The sequence below is a fragment of the Paenibacillus sp. FSL H7-0716 genome (genome assembly GCF_038002705.1).
Classification (GTDB): domain Bacteria; phylum Bacillota; class Bacilli; order Paenibacillales; family Paenibacillaceae; genus Paenibacillus_AQ; species Paenibacillus_AQ odorifer.
On record NZ_JBBODA010000036.1, the window covers coordinates 23,660 to 45,652 of the forward strand.

Below are 21,993 nucleotides of genomic sequence, written 5' to 3' on the forward strand. Positions count from 1 at the left end.
GCAGGGGGCGAAAGCCCCCTATTTTTTTGTGTATATAGGGATTTTTAAGGTTATGTTTGTGATGAGCCTTTTGTTTACGCGGGAAACGGTTGTTGACCTAAAGGGAGAACGACGGCATTTCATCATGCTAATAACACGGGTTATTAGGTTGTCCATTAAATAAAATGAGCCCTCCATAGCTTGTCATGTCTTGAAAGCGCGAATATATAAGCCCGCCCCTCATATAATGTACCAAACTATCCACAGTTGGGAGGCGGGAGCGTGCACGATTACATCAAGGAACGTACGATCAAAATCGGACGCTGCATCGTGGAAACCAGGCATACGGTCCGGACCATAGCCAAGGAATTTGGCGTTTCAAAGAGCACGGTGCATAAAGATTTAACTGAGCGTCTGCCAGAGATCAACCCTGATCTGGCCGATCAGGTGAAGCACATTCTCGAATATCACAAGTCCATCCGACATCTTCGGGGGGGAGAAGCCACAAAAATCAAATATAAAAAATCGACGGGGAAAAAACGTGAGGTTGCTGTAGCATCAAAGCCATGAGATTTTCGGAAATTTAAGGAAATATTCAGCTTTAATACATTGTGTACTTCCCCTAAAGTATGGTATTTTTAAATTTAGTACTAACTGCTGTTTTTTCAATTAAAATAACACTTTGGGGGCTCTTTCATTATGTTTAGCAAGGATATCGGAATCGACCTCGGCACGGCCAATGTGCTCATACATGTTAAGGGAAGGGGAGTCGTTCTGGATGAACCTTCCGTGGTCACACTTGAAAGTGATACGAAGAGAGTCCTTGCGGTGGGAGAACAGGCACGTCGCATGGTTGGACGTACACCTGGAAATATTATAACAATCCGTCCTCTCCGGGATGGTGTCATTGCAGATTTTGAAATCACAGAAATGATGCTTAAGTATTTTATCGACCGCGTTGGCGGCCGGTCCTGGTACGCACGGCCCCGTATTCTGATTTGCGCCCCTACAAATATTACATCTGTGGAACAGAAGTCCATACGGGAAGCGGCGGAGCGGAGCGGGGCTAAGGAAGTTTTTATGGAGGAAGAGCCAAAAGCCGCTGCAATCGGAGCGGGAATGGATATTTATCAGCCTAGTGGGAACATGGTCGTCGATATCGGTGGCGGAACGACGGATGTAGCCGTACTTTCTATGGGCGACGTCGTTACCGCTTCTTCGATTAAAGTCGCAGGAGACAAGTTCGATGAGGCCATTTTAAGATATATTAAACAAAAGTATAAGCTGTTAATCGGCGAACGTACGGCAGAGGATATTAAGGTTACAATTGGCACCGTGCGTCCAGGCCTGATGCAGGCTGAAATGGATATTCGTGGTCGTGATATGGTAAGTGGACTCCCTCAGACGCTCACTATTACTTCAGGCGAGGTAAAAGAAGCACTATGGGATCCGGTTTCTTCTATTGTGGCAGCTGCTAAGTCCGTTCTGGAACGTACACCGCCTGAGCTATCAGCAGATATTATTGACCGGGGTGTTGTTCTAACTGGCGGTGGCGCTTTACTTAATGGATTGGACGAGCTCCTCTCGGAAGAATTACATGTTCCGGTGTGGATAGCGGAAGACCCGATGCATTGTGTAGTTAAGGGAACAGGAATAATGCTGGATAATTTGGACAAGGTCGTTAAGAAAAAGTTCTAAGCAGCCGATATAAAAGGTAGCAAAAGATTCGGAAGGGGACTACCTTCATGATAAGAGGATTATATACAGCCGCTGCAGGTATGGTTACACAGCAGCGTAGACATGATACGGCAACACAGAACATCGCTAACTTGAATACAACGGGGTACAAGCAGGTTGACAGTGTCAATCATGCTTTTCCGGATGTATTGATCTCTGCTATGAGTAATGGCAATACCAAGCCAGTGGGGCGTCTTAACACTGGGGTTTTTGCAGAACAGTCGATATCCCAATATTTACAGGGTGATTTAAGGGAGAGCGGCAAGACCATGGATTTTGCTTTATCTACGGATTTGCAAGTAGCTGATCCTGTGACAGGTCAAAATATCTCCTTTGATGGTTCGGGCAAATATGTAAGCCCTGAGGGTGAGGTTGTTTATCGTCCACAGGCCTTCTTTACTGTACAGGATGCTGAAGGGAATAATCTGTATACGCGAAATGGGAGCTTCTCAATAAACGCGGCTACAGGAGAGGTACTGAGCAGTGGTGGCTTCAAGGTTCTTGATTCCACAGGCAAGCCCCTTGTCTTGACAGGAAATCAGGACACCCTTAAAGTGGACGGGCAGGGTAATTTGCTTAATCCAGTAACAGGACTTCCGACAGGGACCAAGCTTGGTGTGAGTGTAGTAACAAAGCCACAGGAGCTTGTACGTGACGGTAATGGTGTATTTCACGCTGATGATGTAGAGGCGGCAGATATCCGTTTCTCTAACGGAACAGATAACATGCAAGTACGCCAAGGTTACTTGGAAAGCTCCAATGTAGATCCGACTCAGGTTACTGTGGATTTGAATGCCGCCTATCGGGCTTATGAAGCGAACCAGAAGATTGTTCAATATTATGATGGCAGCTTGCAGAAGGCTGTAAGTGAAGTTGGCAGGGTATAGGCAGTGCTTAGGAAATGAGCTTTACAGGTAGAGCTTATAGGAGGTTTGATCTATGAACAACTCAACGATTAGTGCAGCAGTCTCCATGTCGAGCCTTCAGCAGCGGCTTGATATTATAGCTGATAATCTAGCCAACATGGATACCAATGGTTATAAGAGCAAGCAGGGCTCTTTTGAGGACGTGCTGACTCGTGTACAACAGCAATCGGATGATTATGACCAACCGGGCCGTTCTACACCCCTAGGCTTTAATATGGGTTTTGGGACTTATGTGCCTTCGATCTCAACGAATTGGGAAGAGGGACCCCTTAAAGAAACAGGGAGTCCGACCGACTTAGCCATTCAGGGCAACGGGCTTTTTGGTGTTCAGGTCAATGGTACTACGGCGTATACACGTCAGGGTGATTTTCACTTTATTCCTGACACGACTGATGCTAAAAAGATGGTATTGGTTGATAACACAGGAAACTCCGTTTTAAATACAGAGGGCAAACCTCTAACGGTTCCTGTAGGTGTAAATGCTGCTATCGATGAATCCGGTCGTGTGTTAACGAAAAAGACGGAGAATGGACCTGTTCAGGTAGCGGGTACTATAATGATAGTAGAACCTAAGACACAGAATGCCTTAAAGGCTGTCGATGGTAATTTCTATATGCTTGCAGATGGAGTTACAGCACAGCAGGCTTTTGTACAAAGAGCGGCAGGCGAGGCATCTGGAATTGGAGTGCGCTCAGGATGGCTGGAGCAGTCGAATGTCGATATGACCTCAGAAATGACAGAAATGATGCAAATTCAACGCACGTATCAACTCGTAGCTCGGGCACTTTCGTCCAGTGATCAGATGTTTGGTCTAGCCAATAACATGCGCGCGTAGAGGTGAAGGAATGGATCGACAGGAAAAAGTTAAATCGGAAGAGAAGAAAGAACCCTCTCCACGAGGGATCTCCAAATGGACCATGATACAATGGGTTCTTATTCCCTTGCTTCTCGTAGCTGCACTTGGAGGCGGCCTGGCCATCGGTTACGTTGTCCTGGGTAAGAAAGAGTTAAGCGATGCTCTACAGTGGAGCACGTGGAGACATGTATATGATTTGGTTTTTGCTCCATAAATGAAGATGATTTAACCACTCCCTTGTTATATAAGGGAGTTTTCTTTTTTATGCTGAAAAATGTATAATGGTGGGGGGCCTCGGGCAGCAAAAAGGGCCCTCTCCGCCATGCTGCCGCATCCGGTGGAGAAAGCCCCTTATCTCAACCTCCACTTCTGCAGTTGGTGAAGGATAAATATAGTTTTTACCGAACCTGCCTAATTTTATGCATTTCGGCAAAGAATAAAAGAAAATGTGCAACATCCGAAAGGAGTTTTGTCATAATGCTGGATATCAACCAAATTCAAGAAATCATCCCCCATCGGCCTCCATTTCTGCTGGTGGACAAAATTATCGAGATTGAAATGGGCAAAAAAGCTGTAGGAATTAAAAATGTAACGATCAATGAACCGTTCTTTGTAGGTCACTTTCCGGGCTATCCGGTAATGCCGGGTGTGCTGATTACAGAAGCCCTTGCTCAAGTGGGTGCGGTTGCTATTCTGGGAGTAGAAGCTAATCGCGGCCGAATCGGTTTTTTAGCTGGGCTGGACGGATTCCGTTTCCGTGGTCAAGTGGTACCGGGCGATACACTTACTCTTGAAGTAGAGATCACCCGCCTTAAGGGCAGCATCGGAAAAGGACAAGCTACTGCTTCCGTTGAAGGTAAGGTTGTAGCCTCTGGAGAAATTATGTTTGCTCTGAGCTAAATATTTTATTTTTTTATAAATATATCTAAAGGAGAGATTCATATGACTCAATTAAGTGCAAAAGCGGCAGACACATTATCCCGCTGGTTGCAGGACCCTTCTGTTGACGAGGCTACAAAGGCAGAGCTTCGCGCTCTTGAGAATGAGCCACAGGAGCTCGAAGAGCGTTTTTACAGAGACTTAGAATTTGGTACAGGCGGCTTGCGAGGGGTTATAGGTGCGGGCAGCAATCGTATCAATCGTTATACTGTTGGCAGAGCTACACAAGGCTTCGCTAATTATATTCTAGAAAAGCATACTGGAGAAGGCAGACCTTCGGTTGTTATCGCGCATGACTCTCGTCGCTTCTCGCCTGAATTCACACTTGAGGCTGCTCTCGTACTGGCTGCTAATGGTATCGAGGCGCATTTGTTTACCTCCCTTCGTTCAACACCACAGCTGTCATTCAGCGTGCGTTATTTGAAAGCAACGGGTGGTATTGTAATCACCGCAAGCCATAACCCTCCTGAATACAATGGTTATAAGGTCTATAATTCGGAAGGCGGACAGCTTGTACCACACGAAGCCGAAAAGGTCATTTCTTACATACTAGAGGTTGACACTTTTGATGGTGTAAAGCGGATTTCGCAAGAAGAAGCTGAAGCTCAAGGGCTGTTGCACTGGCTAGGAGAGAAGGATGACGAAGCGTTTACCGATACTGTTGCTGCGGTCAGTCTTGCAAGTGAAGAGATTGCCTCTACGCTTGGAAAAGACTTTAAAATCGTATACACTCCGCTGCATGGTACAGGTAATTTACCAGTCCGCCGTGTACTTGAGAAAATCGGCTTCACCCAGCTGCATGTTGTACCTGAGCAAGAGCAGCCGGATTCTGAATTCTCTACAGTGAAATCTCCGAACCCGGAGGAACGTGAAGCTTTTACGCTGGCTATGAAGCTGGGCGAAGAGTTGAATGCTGACCTTTTGATTGGCACGGATCCCGATGCAGACCGTATGGGTGCGGTAGTTCGCGACAATGAAGGTAAATTTGTTGTTCTGTCCGGCAATCAATCCGGAGCACTGATGATTCATTACTATTTGAGTCGTTTGCAGGAACAAGGAAAGCTGCCTAGCAATGGTGCGGTTGTAAAGACTATCGTTACTAGTGAAATGGGGGCTGCTGTAGCTTCTCATTATGGTGCAACTGTATTTAATACGCTAACTGGCTTCAAATATATTGGAGAAAAGATGACGCAGTTCGAACAATCCGGAGAATACACATATCTTTTCGGATATGAAGAAAGCTATGGTTATCTTGCAGGCAATTATGCTCGTGATAAAGATGCTGTTCTTGCTGCTATGCTTATCGCTGAAGCAGGTGCTTATTATAAAGCTCAAGGCAAAACATTATATGATGTTCTTCAGGAATTGTACGAGCAGTTCGGATACTTCTTGGAAAGCTTGGAGTCCCGTACGCTGAAAGGCAAAGATGGCGTTGCGCAAATTCAAGGAATCATGAATGATTGGCGTTCTAATGCACCACAAGAAATTGCTGGATCTGCCGTAACAGAAATTCAGGATTATTCCCTGGGCTTAAATGGACTGCCGAAGGAAAATGTACTGAAGTATTTGCTGGCTGACGGATCTTGGTTCTGCCTGCGCCCTTCCGGCACAGAGCCTAAGATTAAAGTTTATTTTGCAGTAGTAGGAGACTCTCTGCAGAATGCTAAGGATAAGGTTGCTGCACTGTCGAAACAGGTTATGGCTCGCGTTGACGGAGGACAATAATAAATATAGAGTGCCTTCTATATTGTGAATTATATTTTATGTAGAAACGGGTACCGTCTCTAAAAGGATGACGATCCGTTTCTACTTTTGTTAAAAGAGTTTTTAAAGCGAAAGAGGAGGTACTTTTGGTGCGGCAAAAATGGCAACGTTGGAATATTACTTCCCGAAAGTGGCTGTGGATCATAGTTGTGGTTGGCGTTATAGCAGCCTTGCCTGTGGTCTATGATCGACTGCAGACGGAGAAGTCTTCCAAGACAGTAGAATTTGTATTTGATTATCGTGATCTGGTTGATGTAGCCAGCTATCGTGCAAATCCACAAGATTATATTTCCGAGCAGTTAGATCGCCTTAAAGACGCTGGTGTTCAGAGTATGGCGATTTACGAAAGCACATTGGAAGATTATCGTAAGGCGCGTCGTCTGATGATATGGGGTGCGGCTGATATAGCTAATCTTACGGACACGATCATTCCTGAAAATGAAAACTATACCTATATTCTTTTTACCAGTGCTGATTACAGCGATACTTTAGCGCCTGTAATTAAAGAAGCATTTAGTAATCTTGGGATTAATTCAAGAGACTGGAGTTTCCGCGGACAGCAGGGTCTTATCATTGAGACTCCGCTAGAAGACGCTACATTGAAGCCGCTACAGCCCGATCCATTTACACTGGAGATGCTGCACAGCAAGGGATTCAGTATTGTACCTCGTCTTGTGGATTCACTGACTTATAATGAAGCCACGGTAAAGAAGCTGTTGGATCGTTATGAGGAATTGGGTGTTAAACGGATTCTATTTGAAGGTGAGTCTGTTAAAGGGTTTAATGATGATGCCGATACTGGCAGTATCACTGACTTTGCTAATCTCCTTAAGGAACGTGGAATGGGGATTGCAGCAATTGAGAATATTAAGAAACAGCAAAAGGGCTTCAACAGGCTCGCTTATTTGCTGGATTATAATGTGACACGTCTATATTCCCTTAGTGAGGGAGATTCTGCCCTAGATCCAAAAGTAATTTCGGACCGTTTCGCTCTGGCAACAAAGGATCGGAATATCCGCATGATCTACTTAAACACGATTCCTGCAAGAAATACTGCTAAGGCACAGGTTACAGATACATTAGATAACCTTATTACCAGCCTAAGCGAACCAGGCGGAGCTGTTGAACAGATTAAAGACAATGGATTTAAACTGGGACAAGCTACGGCATTTGAGGTTGTAGATTCCTCTTATCAACGTTACTTTAAGCTAGTTGCGGTGGTTGGAGCAGTGTCTTTAGTGGCTCTGCTGGTCTCTTACTTCATTCCACAGCTCACGCTTGCTGCTTGGGTGTTAGGTCTGATTGGAAGTGCAGGCCTAATGCTAGTGAAGCCTGAAATGTTTGAACAAGCGCTCGCGCTTGCCGCTGCGATAAGTGCACCAACGCTTGCCGTTGTGCTTGCCATTCGTAAGGTTAATGAAATGGGGCCACCTCTACGGAGTAATCCCCTTACCTATAAGGCTATGAGCCCGCAACGCCGGTTTACACATAGCTTAGTGCTTTATTTTAAGACTTCACTGATCTCTTTGAGTGCTGTGCCGTTTATGATAGCACTGCTTAATAATGTTACTTATAGCCTGGTTCTCAACCAGTTCCGTGGTGTCAGTCTTCTTCATATGGCGCCTATCGGTCTTGTGGCACTTTACGTGCTTTTGTATCGTGGGGACTTTGTCTTTAACAAGACAGGCAAGCTACTGCGGACACCAATCACATTTGCGATGATTATCATTGCTTTTGTTTTGGCAGTTGTTGGTTATTATTACATGACCCGTACAGGTAACGGTGGCAGTGTGAGTCCGTTGGAAATGGTTTTACGTACCTTCTTGGAAAATACGGTTGGCGTTCGGCCGCGTAATAAAGAGTTTTTGCTAGCGCATCCGTTATTAATTCTTGGGGCATTCTTGGCCTTTAGATATCGGAATGCAGCGTTTATCATGATTATTGCTGTAATCGGTCAGCTATCCATGGTGGATACCTTTGCACATATTCACTCGCCAGTTCTGATCTCGCTCATTCGTGGCTTGCTCGGTCTTGGATTAGGACTGATCATTGGTGTAATTGCCGTAATCGTATGGCAAATTGCAGAAGGGTGTTGGAAACGATGGTCACCACTCCTAAAAAGATAGTTATTTCCGGTTATTACGGTTTCCATAACAGCGGGGATGAGGCGGTACTGCAATCTATATTGATTGCACTGCAACAACATTCTCAAGCTGCAGGTATAGAGATCGAACCCATTGTCTTGTCCATCGATCCTGAGTGGACTAGCGCCACATATGGAGTGAAATCTGTGCACCGGATGAAGCTGGTTGAAGTCCGTCAAGCTATTTATGAGAGTTCTGGCCTGATCAGCGGTGGAGGTAGCTTGCTGCAAGATGTAACAGGAAGCAAGAGTATTCCTTACTATTTAGGTATTATCAAGCTTGCGCAGTGGATGGGTAAACCGACCTTTATTTATGCTCAAGGAATCGGACCTGTGAATCGTAAGCTTTTCCACCCATTAATCAAATCAGTGTTTCGCAAATGTACCTATATCTCTGTGCGGGATGAACAATCCCGCGAGCTTTTACTTTCTATGGGATTAGAACAGAAGAACATAGAGGTTGTTCCTGACCCAGTGATGGGCTTATCTTTACCTGAAGAGACTGATGATGCTGAATTGCCAGAGTCTTCAGATTCACTTCCGGTAGTAGGTATTTCGGTACGTTATTGGGAACAAGATCGCAAGGAGCTGGACGCTCTTGCTCAAGGCTTGATTAAGGCGAATCTTGAAAAACCATTGCATTTAAGATTCCTTCCGTTTCATCTTCCATCTGATATTGAAGCCTCACGTTATGTGATGGAGAAGCTGGAAGAAAATATAAGCCAGCATGGGGGGCAGGTCAGTATTTGTGAAGATGCCAGTCATCCGCAACACATGCTGCGGGAAGTAGGGCAATGTGAAGTGCTGATCGGAATGCGTCTTCATAGCCTGATTTATGCCGCAGGGCGGCGAGTTCCGCTGATTGGGATCTCTTATGATCCGAAAATTGATCATTTTCTAGACAGAGTTCGGTGTCAGCCTGTGGGCACGACCCAATCATTAGATGCTGGACAAGTTGCTGCTGAGATAGGCCATCTTTTGGAAACAGCAGAGGGATGGAGAAATGAGCGGGAGACGATCCTCTCCTCGTTGATTCAAGAAGCAGGGGCTCCAGCACGGCAAATCGTAGAATATTTTCACCATAAAGGATGATCTAAAGTGAAAGCAGAAAGCGCGGTACCTACAGTTCCTATTTTTGGGATTAGAGTCTCCAAGGTGGATATGGCAGCAACTGTTGCATATTTGACAGAGGCAGTTCATACCCGTATCCCGCATCAAGTGATTACAGCTAATCCGATTATGGTGATGGCTGCTTTGGAAGATCCAGCTTATATGGAGATAATGAAGTCAGCTGAATTGGTTGTCCCCGATGGAACCGGTGTGGTATGGGCTGCTAATTATTGTAAGGAGCCTGTAACCGAACGGGTAGCTGGTTTTGACCTGTTACATGAATTGATGCAACAGGGTGAAAGATATGGATGGAAGGTATATCTCCTTGGTTCTACACCTGAGGTGATTCAGGAAACCGCTGAAAGGTTACAATTGCAATATCCGCGTGTTATTATTGCAGGATATCATGACGGTTATTTTGGTCCGGAATCGGACGATGAAATTATTGCTGGAATTGTTAAAACCAATCCTGACTTATTATTTGTAGCCAGAGGCGCGGATAGTCAGGAACCATGGATTGCAAAATACAAATCCAAGTTAGGTGTTCCGATCATGATGGGGGTCGGCGGCAGCTTTGATGTAATTTCTGGCAAGAGCAAGAGAGCGCCAAAAGTCTTCCAAAAAATGAGAGTTGAATGGTTGTACCGTTTATTAAAAGAGCCTACGCGGTACAAAAGAATGCTTGCGTTGCCGAAATTCGCATTAAAAGTGGTGCGTGAGAAAGATAAAGTAACAAAAGTCTAGTCAAATGCCGATATTCACCTAGAAAATCAGATGAATAGCCTAAAAAAGGGATTGGAATTTGTTTTTGTAACAGCGTATAATTCAATGCGGTAGAGAAATGGGGGTCGACTGATCAAATGTTAATCATATACATCGCTGGATTTATCGTATGCATGGGACTCGCACTTGGCCTCACACCTTTGGTGAAGAAATTCGCCATTAAGATTGGTGCGACAGATGTGCCGAATGCTCGTAAAGTGCACACGAAAATTATGCCCCGCCTCGGCGGATTAGCTATTTTTCTGGCGTTTGTGTTAGGCCTGCTTGCCGTATTGCCGATTATTCCATATGAGTTCACTCCGCGGGAGGCCAACTTCATCAAGGCGCTGCTGTGTGGCGGCGGACTGATTGTACTTATCGGAGGTTTGGATGACCGATTTGAATTATCAGCAAAGTTGAAGCTGCTGGGCCAAATTGTCGCAGCATGTATTGTAGTTTTCGGTTTTGGTATTACTGTAGATTTTGTGAATATTCCATTTAACAATACGTATTCTTCATTGGAAAGCTGGATTGCTATCCCGCTTACGATTTTCTGGATTGTTGGTGTCACCAATGCTGTTAACCTGATTGACGGGTTGGACGGGCTTGCTGCTGGTGTATCAGGGATTGCGATTGCTACGATTGCGGTAATGGCTTTCTTGATGGGTAACACGATGGTTGCCATGTTATGCCTGTTGCTTCTGGGTAGCATAATCGGATTCTTGTTCTTCAACTTCCATCCCGCCAAGATTTTTATGGGGGATACGGGATCGCTGTTCTTAGGCTTCTGCTTAGCTTTACTTGCTTTGCTAGGGTTTAAACAGATTGCCGTGGTTTCGTTTATTACACCTTTGCTTATTATTGGTGTACCGTTGTCGGACACGTTCTTTGCGATCGTGCGCCGTAAGCTGCAGAAGAAACCAATCTTTGCACCAGACAAAGGTCACTTGCATCATTGCCTTCGCGAGCTAGGCTTTAGTCATCGTCAGACTGTGCTCATTATTTATGGCATTGCTGCATTTTTCGGAGTTTTAGCTGTAATTCAATCCTCTGCCGCTCTTTACGAGGCGAACTGGGTTACCTTTGTAGTCATCTGCATCATGCTCTTCTTCTTGCAGATCGGTGCGGAAGTTACAGGTTTGATCGGTAAGACTAAACGTCCGTTGATTGATTTCTTTCTAAGAATTCGTATGAAGGCTAATCCGGAAAGAGGTTCCAAATCTTAATTTATTAATGGTATTATTCTAATATTTTCTATAACTAACAAAACTCATCCCTTTTCGGATGAGTTTTTTGTTGTTTTCCCTAAAAATATCGCTTCTTATGACCGATAAAGAACAAAGTGAAGGTTTACGAGAATTTATACTCAAAGGAGAGATATAACACATGCAACGCTTTAAGAGACCGTTCGTTTGGCTGATGCTGGCGGCTTTGATCGTTTCTATGTTCCCAGGTAAATACACGCCCATAGCGGCAGCGGCTACCACGAGCTCCACGACTTTCTTCAGTCCGGATGATCTCACATTACGTAATACTGTTCTGTTGAAACAGGATGTTGTAGCAACAACAGCTAATCCTAATCCTGAGGGACTTATTGACCGCTCTAGTGTTTACAAAGTAAGTAGCCCTACCTTTTCAATTACAGGAACCTACTCTCAGGTAACATCTTCCACGATGAAGGTTACTGTAGAGCAGCTTACAAAAGATAGTCAGTCTAATAAATGGGTAACAGATGCTACTCACCTGACGACAGGAGCGGTAACAACAGATACCAATAGCCCGGATAACCGTTTTGTAGCATCTGGACTTGTTTTGTATACAGGTTTTAATAAGGTGACCTTTTCTGGTATGCAAGGGAATCTCCAACGTTCAGAATCATTTTATGTTCTTTACGATAAAGTTCCCTATGTAACAGAATTAAAAGTTTTGGGTGGTCCTTCTGCGCTTAATTTAAATGAAGGAACACAAGTTGTCGTACCAGTATCTACAGTTACTCTTCAAGGTAAAGTAACGAATGCCACTAAAGTCAGTGTCTCCGTGAATGGAGGAACTGCATTACAAACTTCCCTATTGGAAGACGGAACATTTTTCACCCCCGCGCTGAACTTGAGTCCGGGATTAAGTACGCTTAAGATTGTTATTCAAAATGCTTCGGATTCAATAACAATAGACAGATCCGTATATTTCTTTGATAAGGATCAACCGTACGCTTCTCTGAACATCAACCACGACAATGCGGACTATAATATCTTAAATGATAATGTGCCTACGTTGACTGCTGATTTGACTCCAAGTGTTGCAGGTTTTACTGGACAGATCTTAGTTCCATATAACGTGGCTCCGTTTGCAACAAATGCTGTGCTAACTCTTAATAAAGGTAATAGTTCCGAAAAAGTTGTAACGATTAGTGCTGTGACAGAAGAATTAACAATTCCTGGTCCTGATGGCGTTACGCCAACGTATAAATTGGTTAAATTTAAGACTGCAGCTGATTTAGAAATCTTGGCGGGTGTAAATGACTTTAAATTGTCTGTCGATTATGGCAGCCACAGCAGTTCTCATCTTTATTCATATAAATTTTTAAAAAATGAGACTGTTATAACAGAAATGTACTACCTTCCTGGATATACAGGCTCAGGTGATCTTACCAATATCTCTAAATTGCCTTTGAATGGCCAACAGTTAGAGACGGATAGTTTCTATATAATGGCGAAGACAAATAGATCAACAACCCCAGAAGATATAACTGCGAACTATTTGCCATTGAGTAATAAACCACTATCCATAGTTTATGTAACTGCAGGCACAGGAACAAATGAATATATTTATAAAATATCAGGGTTCTCTAATGGTCAACAAAAGGTGCAATTCCGTTATAAAGGATCAGAATCCTTCTATAATGCTGATATTTCATATGTATCGAAAAACTATATATATGTAAGTAATCTGCAAGATGGTCAGACCTACGAATTCGATTCCAGTGTAGAAAGAAAACTTAATGTTTCTGGGGAATATATCGGGTTCGAAAATATAGAAAATGCACAAGTGCAAATTAACGGCACAGACAGTAACTCATTAACTAGCAACCCTTTTAAGCTTGAAGTAGAAAAAAACTCAACAGTAAATAAAACAACTTTTAATTTCACTGTGACAATCAGTCAGACGGGACCACTGGTATACGGTGAGAATAAAATCGTATTTACTGGAGTCTCAAGAGATAATGCTGGTAACCAACGTATTATCAAAAAAGAACTTAAAATCTACATCATTGATACCAATATTTCTGGGGTAAAACAATTCCATCCTACTTTAGGGGATAATCGTTTACCATTTACAACTACAACCCTTTCTAATGAAGTCGAGCGTAATGCCATGCTGGCATTGCCAGCTGAGATTGTATATAAGGATGAAAAATATACAACAAGCAAAGATAAATTCGACTTGGTACTACAAGGTAGTGGTGCTACAACGCTGAATCTTTATCAGGGCTCTACTCTGGTGTTTACTTCGACGGGGCAGGATAAGCTGCTAATTGACGGTACGGAATCCGATGGACCTATTGGTCCTAAACGTTATCCTGATGAAGTGGCTGCAAATGGTTTGTATTATGACTACATTGGCAGTGCTAAAAACTTTATTTTAAGATTACGTGACATTAAGTTTGATGCCCCAGGAAGTCAAGTTTATACCCTAGAGCTTATTAACAAAACAGGGGCAAGAACTACACAACGTCTTGAAGTAGTGCGGGAAGTTGCTCCATATCGTCTTTTGTCACCTGTAGCGACAGTAGGTGAGCAAATTGTTGTTAACAAAAACTTTGTTCGTTTTGATATTGAGGCTGAAGGTGCCACTAAAGTAATAATTGGCAAAGAAGAAGCAATAAAACGTACGGATTTGCCAAATCAAGATCGCTTCACCTATGATTATGTGGGTTTAAAAGCAGACAAATCGAATCCTATTAAGATACAAGTGGTTCGTGCTAACTCCACAATAAGCGATACCATAAATGTTTATTATGCCAGTGCTGTGCAGATTGATACACAATATATGGCGGAGAAGGTAGCTACGAAGTATAGTGTCTTTAATAAAACCTTGGAGTTGAACTTCCCTAAAGGTACGATTATGAAGGGATATACTAGCTCTGGTGCTGCAAAATATTATCCTAATACAAAACTGTTGTTTGGTATCGCGGATCCCGCTGATGGCGTTGTTGAACGTAAGAATGATTACGGGAACATTATCAACGTAACGGGTAGTGACGACAGAACCGAAGGCGGGGGCGGGCAGCTTGTGATTCCACAGGATCTTGCTCTACGCTTTACATCAACCGTTTCTACTAATAACTTTTCGAGAGTATCGGATATCTACTGGCTTAGTGGGGGTCTAGGAAATGATGGCGTTAATCTTGAGACCAACGGGGTTACCCCACATTTCGTGGATGCCAGTGGAAAGACTGGATACTTTACACAGTATAGTCAAACAAGAAAAATCGTACCTTCCCAACGTGGTGAATTGACGCTTACTTTCAACTCCAGCATTGTGGATGAAGTGGGATCGACTATTACAGTATTCCGATATACAGATTCAGGCAAGTGGGAGAACTTAGGCGGGGTCGTAGATACGAAAAAACATACCATCACCGTTCCATTCGATGAATTTGGTTATTACACTGTTATGAAGCTGCGCCGTGGTTTTGTTGATATTACGAATCATCCATGGGGCAGAAATATAATGAATGGATTGTATTCCAAAGGATTTATGACTAACCTTCGAGCAGATGCATTCGGGGCGGATGATTTGACCACTCGTGGTGAATTCGCTACATTGTTGGTGAAATCATTAAGTATTCCTTTGAACTATGATGCTAATAAACAAACCTTCTTTGATATTGTGCCAGAAGCCGTCGCGGCCACATGGGATTTCAAACACATTGAGACAGCTGCTAGGGCAGGTATTGTTACAGGCCTCAGTGATGGCTTCTTTGGGCCTGATCAAGCCTTAACACGTGAACAAGCCGCAGTGATGATAGCTAGGGCGTTGAAACTCAAGATGTCTTTGAATGACAGTAAACTGCTGGCAAGCTTAAGCAAATCATTTGTTGATACAAGCAATATGGATTTCTACTCACGTCCTGCAATTGAAGCTATATCTAAAGCTAAGATTATGGAAGGAAGCGCTGTGACTGTTACAGGCCAAAAGAAGCCCGTCTATAACTTTAACCCGAAGGGTAAGTTGACTAGAGCAGAGGCCGGTAAGATTACTGTGGCACTCTTACAGAAGAGTACAAGCATCTTCCCTAAGAACTTTAACTAAAGAATAAAAAAAGTGCTCCGGCCTGCGAAAAGTATTCGTAGGTCGGAGTTTTGATGTAAAGATAACAATTACCAGCGACATAAATTTTGTAATCTGCACCGATTTACGATACAATAATGTAGAAAATATTATTTTCTGAAAGGTGAAAGCCATCGATGAAACCGATTTTATCAAAAGCACAGTTGGATTACATGAAAGCCAAGAATATGTTTGAGAATAGAGCAAAAGTGTTGGAGAAGGAAATTGCAGCTAAACGGGCACTACAGGAGATCACTCAAGAGGTCATGGAAGAACTGGTGCAAGCAACAGGATTCCACGATTCATACAACGAGCTTGTTGTTACTGAGAATGCTCTGATCGAATGGTCTCATACTACAATCAAGCATGAGAAGAGCTACCGCGAGAACCGCGCAGCTATTGATGCAATGTATGACAATGTGAACTCGAGTCCTGAGAAGCGTCAGGAATTGATCCAATTATCTATGAAGATTCGTTAGAAACAATGTAATAGAAGCAAGCGTCGGCAACGGCGCTTTTTTTGTTTTTTGTAGGAATGTTTAAATTAATAGCACAAGTGTTAATGATTCTTAGTAAATATTGCATAATGACGTTTAGAAAGCGACTATGATATACTGTTTTCCGTAGGCACCCATGATTAACAATAGTTAGTAGAACATACATATGTATCTTCTAATGGGATCACACCGGAAAATATAAAAAAGAAGATTTTTTTTGAGAAACCGCAACTTTTTCAAATCTTCTGCGTTTAAGGTGTAGAGTCATTTACACAGGGGCTCAAATTAACCGCTGGTAAAGCCAATTTAACAAAATGGAAAAATTAGCTTTACGTGACTTGAGGCACATTGTATAATACTTAGGTATAATTAGGAATCTAGTATTGTCATGTCCTAAATTCGTTTACCAGTTTCTGTGATACCCGTCACAGACATTATTTATACTTAATTTGCTCAACTCGGGAAAGGGGGTGCATCGGCTAATGAGTGACATGAGCTACTCAACTAAAGAAAAATCTCAGTTTATGAACGTCCAAGGAGGAGAAAAAAAGGTTATGAAGAAAATTTTATCCGTAGCATTATCTACAGCAATGGCATTCTCGATGTTTGCCTCTGTAGCGTTTGGTGACGCAGCAACAACTCCGCAACAAAAATTTGATGCTTTGGCAGCGAAAGGTATTCTCAACGGATACCCAGATGGTCAAGCTCACCTTGAAAAAGATCTTACTCGTGCTGAGTTCGCGAAGATCGTTACTAAATTGTTCGACCTTACTGAAGTAAGTAACAAATTGTCTTACAAAGACAAAGGTTACAACGCATCGAACTGGGCTGTGCCTTACATCGAAGCTGTTACTGCAGTAAACTACATGCAAGGTAAAGATACTGTTAAAGGTATCTTCGATTACAACGGTAAAGTAACAGTTGAAGAAGTTGCGGCTGTATTGTTCCGCGCTTTGAAATTGGAACAACCAACTACAACTGATAACTCTGCATCTGCATGGGCTAAAGGTTATGCTCAAGCAGTAATCAATGCAGGTTTGGTTGCTAAAGATACTAACTTCAAAGCTAACGCTAGCCGTTCTTTGGTAGTTGAAACAGCTTATGCTGTTGATCAATTGAGCCAAGCAGCTACAATCGCTTCTGCTGAAGCAGTAAGCCCAACTAAAGTAGTTGTAACTTTCTCTGACAAAACTACTACAACTGTTGAATTGACAACTGCTCTTGTAGCTGGAGTTGAAACTACAATCAACTTCAAACACAACGATCATGATTACACTACTAAAGTAACTTTGGCAGCTCCTAAGGTTGTTTCCGCAACTGCTCCAAATGCTAAACAAGTAGTAATCAAATTCAACCGTTCGATCGATGCAGATACACTGGCTGAATCCAGCAAAGTTATCGACGGTGTTGTAAAAGTAACTAAAGTTGGTAGCAAAGATGATGAAGTGGCTAACGCTTATGTAACTTTCAATGCTGACAACACAGAAGCTACTATTACTGTGCCAGGAACTAAAGGTCTTAAAGGTAACTACACAGTTGTTGTGAACGATACTGTTAAAACAACTGCTGGTGAAGCTGTTCCAGCATTCACAACTTTGCTTCCTATCGCTGACACTGTAGCTCCAACTGTTGCTACTATTAGTTCTACAGCTAAAGCAACAACTAAAGACGTATACGTAACATTTAGCGAACCAGTTAAAACTACTGGCATCGTGGCTTACGTAAATGGTTCTTCTGCTTCCGCGACTGTACAAAATGACACTTACACTGAGTTCAAACTGAGTGGAGTATCGTTGGAAAGTGGTAAATCATATGATGTATCCCTGCTTAATGTAACTGACTATGCAGGTAACGTTGCTAATCCAAACCCAATCAAAACAACTGTAACTGTTGTTTCTGACGTTGCTGCTCCTGTAATCAAGAGTGTAACTCCAGTTAGCGACAAGTTTGTTGAAGTTGAGTTTGACAAGAACGTTGACCGTGCATCTTTGGTTGGTAATGTTCGTCTCTTGAACTCTGTTGGAGAAAGCCAAGGTACATTTAGTGTTATTACTACTGGTAATGGCAAGAAATTCACCTTGCAAAGTCCTCTGAATAGCTTCCCATCCACTGGTACTTTCACTGGAACCGTTGTATTCGGAGCAACTGTTAAGGATACATTGGGTAACACATTGGGAACTGCTTCAAGTCAAGCAATCACTTTCACTAAGGACACTGTAGCTCCTACAGTTACTGGTATCACTTACTCAACTTCAACTTCCGTTAAAGGTCTAAAATTGACTTTCTCTGAAGATGTTGTAAACACTGGATTGGGTTCAGTAGTACTGATCAATAACAAAACTGGTCAATCTACTGCAATTGCTAACACTACAAATGGTAGCGGAAAAACACATACATTAACTGCTGTTAATGTAGATACTGGTGAGTACACTGTGCGTCTGCCAGAAGGACTCTTCAAAGATAAATCTTTCTCTGGCAACAAGCTTGCTGCAACTGTATTGACTGTGAAAATCGGATCAGAATCTACTGATGGCGATGCTCCAGTACTGTTCAACAACGGCATTGTAATCAATGACAGCCAAAAAGTTGTAACTGCAACTGGAACTGTTTATGGTGACGCTACTGTCACTGTTGATCTGAAAGATGCAAGTGGCCTTAACGTTGCTTCTGTACTAGATGTTAATAGCTACACATTGAACGACAAGGCATTGCCTGCTGGTACTTATGTAAATATTAGTACTCTTGATGAGAAGGGTAATGTAACAACTAGCTCTTCCAGTCCAAAATATGCTCGTGCAACAATCAATATCCCTAGCTCTTCAATCACTGAAACTAAATCTGACTACAAATTTGTAGTTAACGGTGTTACTGATGTATCTGGTAACACTATCGAAGCAGTTTCCAAGACAGGTAAACTTACTAGCAGAACTAGCCCAGTGTTCGAATCTGCAGTAGTTTCCAGCGGCAACTCTTATGAATTGATTCTTGGATTCTCTAAAGAAATAACAAATCTAGACGAACAACATCTGGCAATCTACATCAACAATGATACCGTTGGAACTCGTCTTGATCAAAAGTATTACAAAGTAACTAAGATTGCTAATGGATCGGATAAAGGCAAATGGTCTGTTACTTTCTCGAAACAAATCATTGATTCCAAAGCAAATATCAATGATGAATTGGATCTGAACTCCAATGAAGTTAACAGAATCATCGTTAAGATTGTTAAAGATGCAGACGCACACGATGAAGTTGGTAACAAAATCACTGGCGAAACAGAAATCTCCGCTAAGTAATCTCCGATTACCGAAGCACAGAATAGCCTCTTCGGAGGCTATTCTTTTTTTATAGGTTTTTATCCCCAATAATGAGGAGGAACTTCTTTGAAATCGGTATGGAAAGTAACAACCGCTGCTGTATTGCTGGCTGGTGGTGTATGGGCTGGATCTTTGTTAAACATTACTGCTGAAGGTGCAGGTGTTGGTTCTCAGCCTGGCACAACCGATGATCCTGTAGTTACGAAAAGCTACGTAGATCAGCAAATTCAGAAAGCACTTTCGGGTGGTACAGTAACGACTCCGGTAGCAACTGCTACACCTGCGCCTAGTGCAACCACAGCTCCAGTAGCTACACCTGGTCAAAACAGCAATAACGAATCTGTAATTGTTGATGTGAAGCTTGGCCAAACTTTAATTGCTTCTGCAGGCGCTGAGTTTATCGTTCGCGCGGGTAAAGCAGTAATCGTTTCACAAGATGCGAATGGTGTGGCCGATTTAACAGATGGTAAAGATCTTACAAATGGACTAGCTGCACCATCTAACCACTTATTGTCCTTCCCTCGTGATGGTCGTGGTATAGCTGTTCAAGAGGGTCAAACCCTTGGTCTTGTTGTGATGGTTCGTGGTGGATATACCCTGAAATAATGTGTAATGATATATATTCATAATGCCCGTAAACGGACTTAATCATACCTTCAAACTGTTTTCCAAAGTTACAAATCATTGGCGCGATTGAAGATTAAGTGATGGACGCACAATATTCCTGTAATCTTACAAATTCACAGGAGGTGCTGTAACATGGCACGTAATAATCGTACAGTCGTACCTGAAAGTCGGACAATGCTGAAACAAATGCAATATGAAATTGCAGCTGAATTTGGTTTATATGGGGCTCATTATGGAGGCGGGGCAGACACGGAGTTTGCTTCTGAGTTAGGAGCAGTCGGAGGTAGTGGTTCTGGCCTTAGTCAGTACCTTGGGCATCTGAGTTCAAGGGATAATGGGTCTGTTGGAGGAGAAATTACGAAGAGACTCATTAAGCAAGCTGAACAGTCTCTTTTTCAATAATATCAGGGGTTAGGATACCCTTATTCCTTATCTGATATTGCTTTTTTATAGCGTGAAATCAATATTCATACTCTCACGGGGGGCTCTGTGTTTAATTGACACCACCCCCTAAATAAGATAATATGACTTTTGAGGAAAGCCTTAGACCTTTTCCATATGGAAAAGGTTCATTTTTTGAAGAGTTTAGTGAATGCAGGCATTAAATTTTGCGAAAATCCTTCATAAAAAGAAATCAGGCAAACCTGAATTATTTATATTATTTAGTTTTATTATTTGGCCTGTTATCATTAAGGAATCCCTTATACAGTGTCAGACTAACCATATGGGAGGTTGTTATACTTGTCTATTAAAGGGCGTCATTTGTTTACTTCTGAGTCCGTTACGGAAGGGCATCCGGATAAAATCTGTGACCAGATTTCCGACGCGGTATTGGATGCATTTTTAGTTAATGATCCTAATGCACGTGTAGCCTGCGAAGTAGCAGTAGCAACAGGTCTTGTACTGGTGATCGGGGAAATCAGTACCAAATCAGAGTATGTTGATATTCCTGCCATCGTACGCAATACCATCAAAGAAATTGGATACACACGTGCAAAATATGGTTTCGACTATAATACATGTGCTGTGTTGAGTTCTCTTAACGAGCAGTCCGCTGATATTGCCCAAGGTGTTAACTCTGCTTTAGAACACCGGGATCCTGCTCAAGTAGCTGAAGAAACAGCTAATATTGGTGCAGGCGATCAAGGACTCATGTTTGGGTTTGCTACGAACGAGACACCTGAACTGATGCCACTGCCGATTGCTTTATCACATCGTATTGCACGTCGGTTATCTGAAGTTCGTAAGAACGGAACCTTGGACTATCTTCGTCCAGACGGCAAAACACAAGTTACGATTGAGTATCAAGATGAAAAACCTGTACGCGTAGACGCTATCGTAGTATCTACACAACATGCAGAGGAAATTTCTCTTGAACAAATTCAGGCGGATATTAAAGAACATGTTATTTTGCCTGTTGTTCCTGCGGAACTGCTTGATGCAGAAACCAAATACTTTATTAACCCAACCGGACGTTTTGTTATTGGGGGTCCTCAAGGGGATGCTGGTCTAACTGGCCGTAAGATTATCGTCGATACATACGGCGGATATGCTCGTCATGGCGGCGGAGCATTCTCAGGTAAGGATCCAACTAAAGTGGACCGTTCTGCGGCTTACGCGGCTCGTTATGTAGCTAAGAATCTTGTAGCTGCTGGTTTGGCCGACAAATGTGAGATCCAACTTGCCTATGCCATCGGTGTAGCTACTCCTGTCTCGATAAATGTGGATACATACGGAACAGGTAAAATCAGTGAAGAGAAAATGGTTCAACTGATCAGCAACAACTTTGATCTTCGCCCTGCGGGCATCATTTCTATGCTTGATTTGCGTAAACCGATTTACAGACAAACCGCAGCTTACGGTCATTTCGGACGTACTGATGTTGATCTTCCATGGGAACGCGTAGATAAAGCAGAATTGCTAAGAGATCAAGCAGGGTTGTAATTCAATCATACGGTCTTATAATATGTTAGCCCGCAAGTTGGCCATGGTGTCAGCTCTGCGG

At 42.8% G+C, this 21,993-nt stretch carries 17 protein-coding genes; all 17 read left to right on the forward strand.

Annotated features, from left to right (window positions below):
* The first annotated feature begins 261 nt into the window (after nucleotides 1–261).
* The 17 genes from spoIIID to metK all read left to right on the forward strand — a co-directional run bounded on the left by spoIIID (nucleotide 262) and on the right by metK (nucleotide 21,932).
* Nucleotides 262–549, forward strand: a complete 288-nt coding sequence (gene spoIIID, locus MHH60_RS28135; RefSeq protein ID WP_036681548.1) for a sporulation transcriptional regulator SpoIIID — start codon at nucleotides 262–264, stop codon at nucleotides 547–549.
* Nucleotides 550–678: 129 nt separating this feature from the next.
* Nucleotides 679–1,677 (forward strand): rod shape-determining protein, encoded by a 999-nt coding sequence (locus MHH60_RS28140; protein ID WP_036681546.1) that lies wholly within the window; start codon nucleotides 679–681, stop codon nucleotides 1,675–1,677.
* Nucleotides 1,678–1,724: 47 nt separating this feature from the next.
* A complete protein-coding gene (locus tag MHH60_RS28145) occupies nucleotides 1,725–2,603 on the forward strand; it encodes a flagellar hook-basal body protein (RefSeq protein ID WP_038573634.1) in 879 nt (292 codons plus the stop codon).
* A 52-nt stretch (nucleotides 2,604–2,655) separates the two neighbouring features.
* Nucleotides 2,656–3,477: a flagellar hook-basal body protein gene (locus MHH60_RS28150; protein WP_076099680.1), complete on the forward strand. Its 822-nt coding sequence runs from the start codon at nucleotides 2,656–2,658 to the stop codon at nucleotides 3,475–3,477.
* A 10-nt stretch (nucleotides 3,478–3,487) separates the two neighbouring features.
* Nucleotides 3,488–3,712 (forward strand): DNA-directed RNA polymerase subunit beta, encoded by a 225-nt coding sequence (locus tag MHH60_RS28155; RefSeq protein ID WP_081389130.1) that lies wholly within the window; start codon nucleotides 3,488–3,490, stop codon nucleotides 3,710–3,712.
* A gap of 263 nt (nucleotides 3,713–3,975) precedes the next feature.
* Nucleotides 3,976–4,398, forward strand: coding sequence for a 3-hydroxyacyl-ACP dehydratase FabZ (gene fabZ, locus MHH60_RS28160; RefSeq protein ID WP_036681536.1), 423 nt, complete (start codon nucleotides 3,976–3,978; stop codon nucleotides 4,396–4,398).
* Nucleotides 4,399–4,440: 42 nt separating this feature from the next.
* Nucleotides 4,441–6,162: a phospho-sugar mutase gene (locus MHH60_RS28165; RefSeq protein WP_076137873.1), complete on the forward strand. Its 1,722-nt coding sequence runs from the start codon at nucleotides 4,441–4,443 to the stop codon at nucleotides 6,160–6,162.
* Between the two features lie 128 nt (nucleotides 6,163–6,290).
* Nucleotides 6,291–8,327: a DUF5693 family protein gene (locus MHH60_RS28170; protein ID WP_076137872.1), complete on the forward strand. Its 2,037-nt coding sequence runs from the start codon at nucleotides 6,291–6,293 to the stop codon at nucleotides 8,325–8,327.
* Nucleotides 8,303–9,436 (forward strand): polysaccharide pyruvyl transferase CsaB, encoded by a 1,134-nt coding sequence (csaB, locus tag MHH60_RS28175; protein ID WP_076137870.1) that lies wholly within the window; start codon nucleotides 8,303–8,305, stop codon nucleotides 9,434–9,436. Before MHH60_RS28170 ends, csaB begins: the two co-directional genes overlap by 25 nt.
* Before the next feature lie 6 nt (nucleotides 9,437–9,442).
* Nucleotides 9,443–10,198, forward strand: coding sequence for a WecB/TagA/CpsF family glycosyltransferase (locus MHH60_RS28180; protein ID WP_076137869.1), 756 nt, complete (start codon nucleotides 9,443–9,445; stop codon nucleotides 10,196–10,198).
* Nucleotides 10,199–10,314: 116 nt separating this feature from the next.
* The gene (locus tag MHH60_RS28185) at nucleotides 10,315–11,442 is read left to right on the forward strand and encodes a glycosyltransferase family 4 protein (RefSeq protein WP_036681523.1); all 1,128 of its coding nucleotides are present in this window, start codon (nucleotides 10,315–10,317) and stop codon (nucleotides 11,440–11,442) included.
* A 160-nt stretch (nucleotides 11,443–11,602) separates the two neighbouring features.
* Nucleotides 11,603–15,529 (forward strand): S-layer homology domain-containing protein, encoded by a 3,927-nt coding sequence (locus MHH60_RS28190; protein ID WP_076137867.1) that lies wholly within the window; start codon nucleotides 11,603–11,605, stop codon nucleotides 15,527–15,529.
* A gap of 155 nt (nucleotides 15,530–15,684) precedes the next feature.
* A complete protein-coding gene (locus tag MHH60_RS28195) occupies nucleotides 15,685–16,026 on the forward strand; it encodes a hypothetical protein (protein ID WP_036681520.1) in 342 nt (113 codons plus the stop codon).
* A 500-nt stretch (nucleotides 16,027–16,526) separates the two neighbouring features.
* The gene (locus MHH60_RS28200; RefSeq protein ID WP_076099678.1) at nucleotides 16,527–19,340 is read left to right on the forward strand and encodes an Ig-like domain-containing protein; all 2,814 of its coding nucleotides are present in this window, start codon (nucleotides 16,527–16,529) and stop codon (nucleotides 19,338–19,340) included.
* A gap of 87 nt (nucleotides 19,341–19,427) precedes the next feature.
* Nucleotides 19,428–19,967 carry a hypothetical protein gene (locus tag MHH60_RS28205; protein ID WP_076137865.1) on the forward strand — a complete coding sequence of 180 codons (540 nt, stop codon included), beginning with the start codon at nucleotides 19,428–19,430 and terminating at the stop codon, nucleotides 19,965–19,967.
* A 153-nt stretch (nucleotides 19,968–20,120) separates the two neighbouring features.
* Nucleotides 20,121–20,390, forward strand: a complete 270-nt coding sequence (locus MHH60_RS28210; protein ID WP_076137864.1) for an alpha/beta-type small acid-soluble spore protein — start codon at nucleotides 20,121–20,123, stop codon at nucleotides 20,388–20,390.
* Between the two features lie 339 nt (nucleotides 20,391–20,729).
* Nucleotides 20,730–21,932, forward strand: coding sequence for a methionine adenosyltransferase (metK, locus tag MHH60_RS28215; RefSeq protein WP_036681514.1), 1,203 nt, complete (start codon nucleotides 20,730–20,732; stop codon nucleotides 21,930–21,932).
* Nucleotides 21,933–21,993 lie beyond the last annotated feature (61 nt).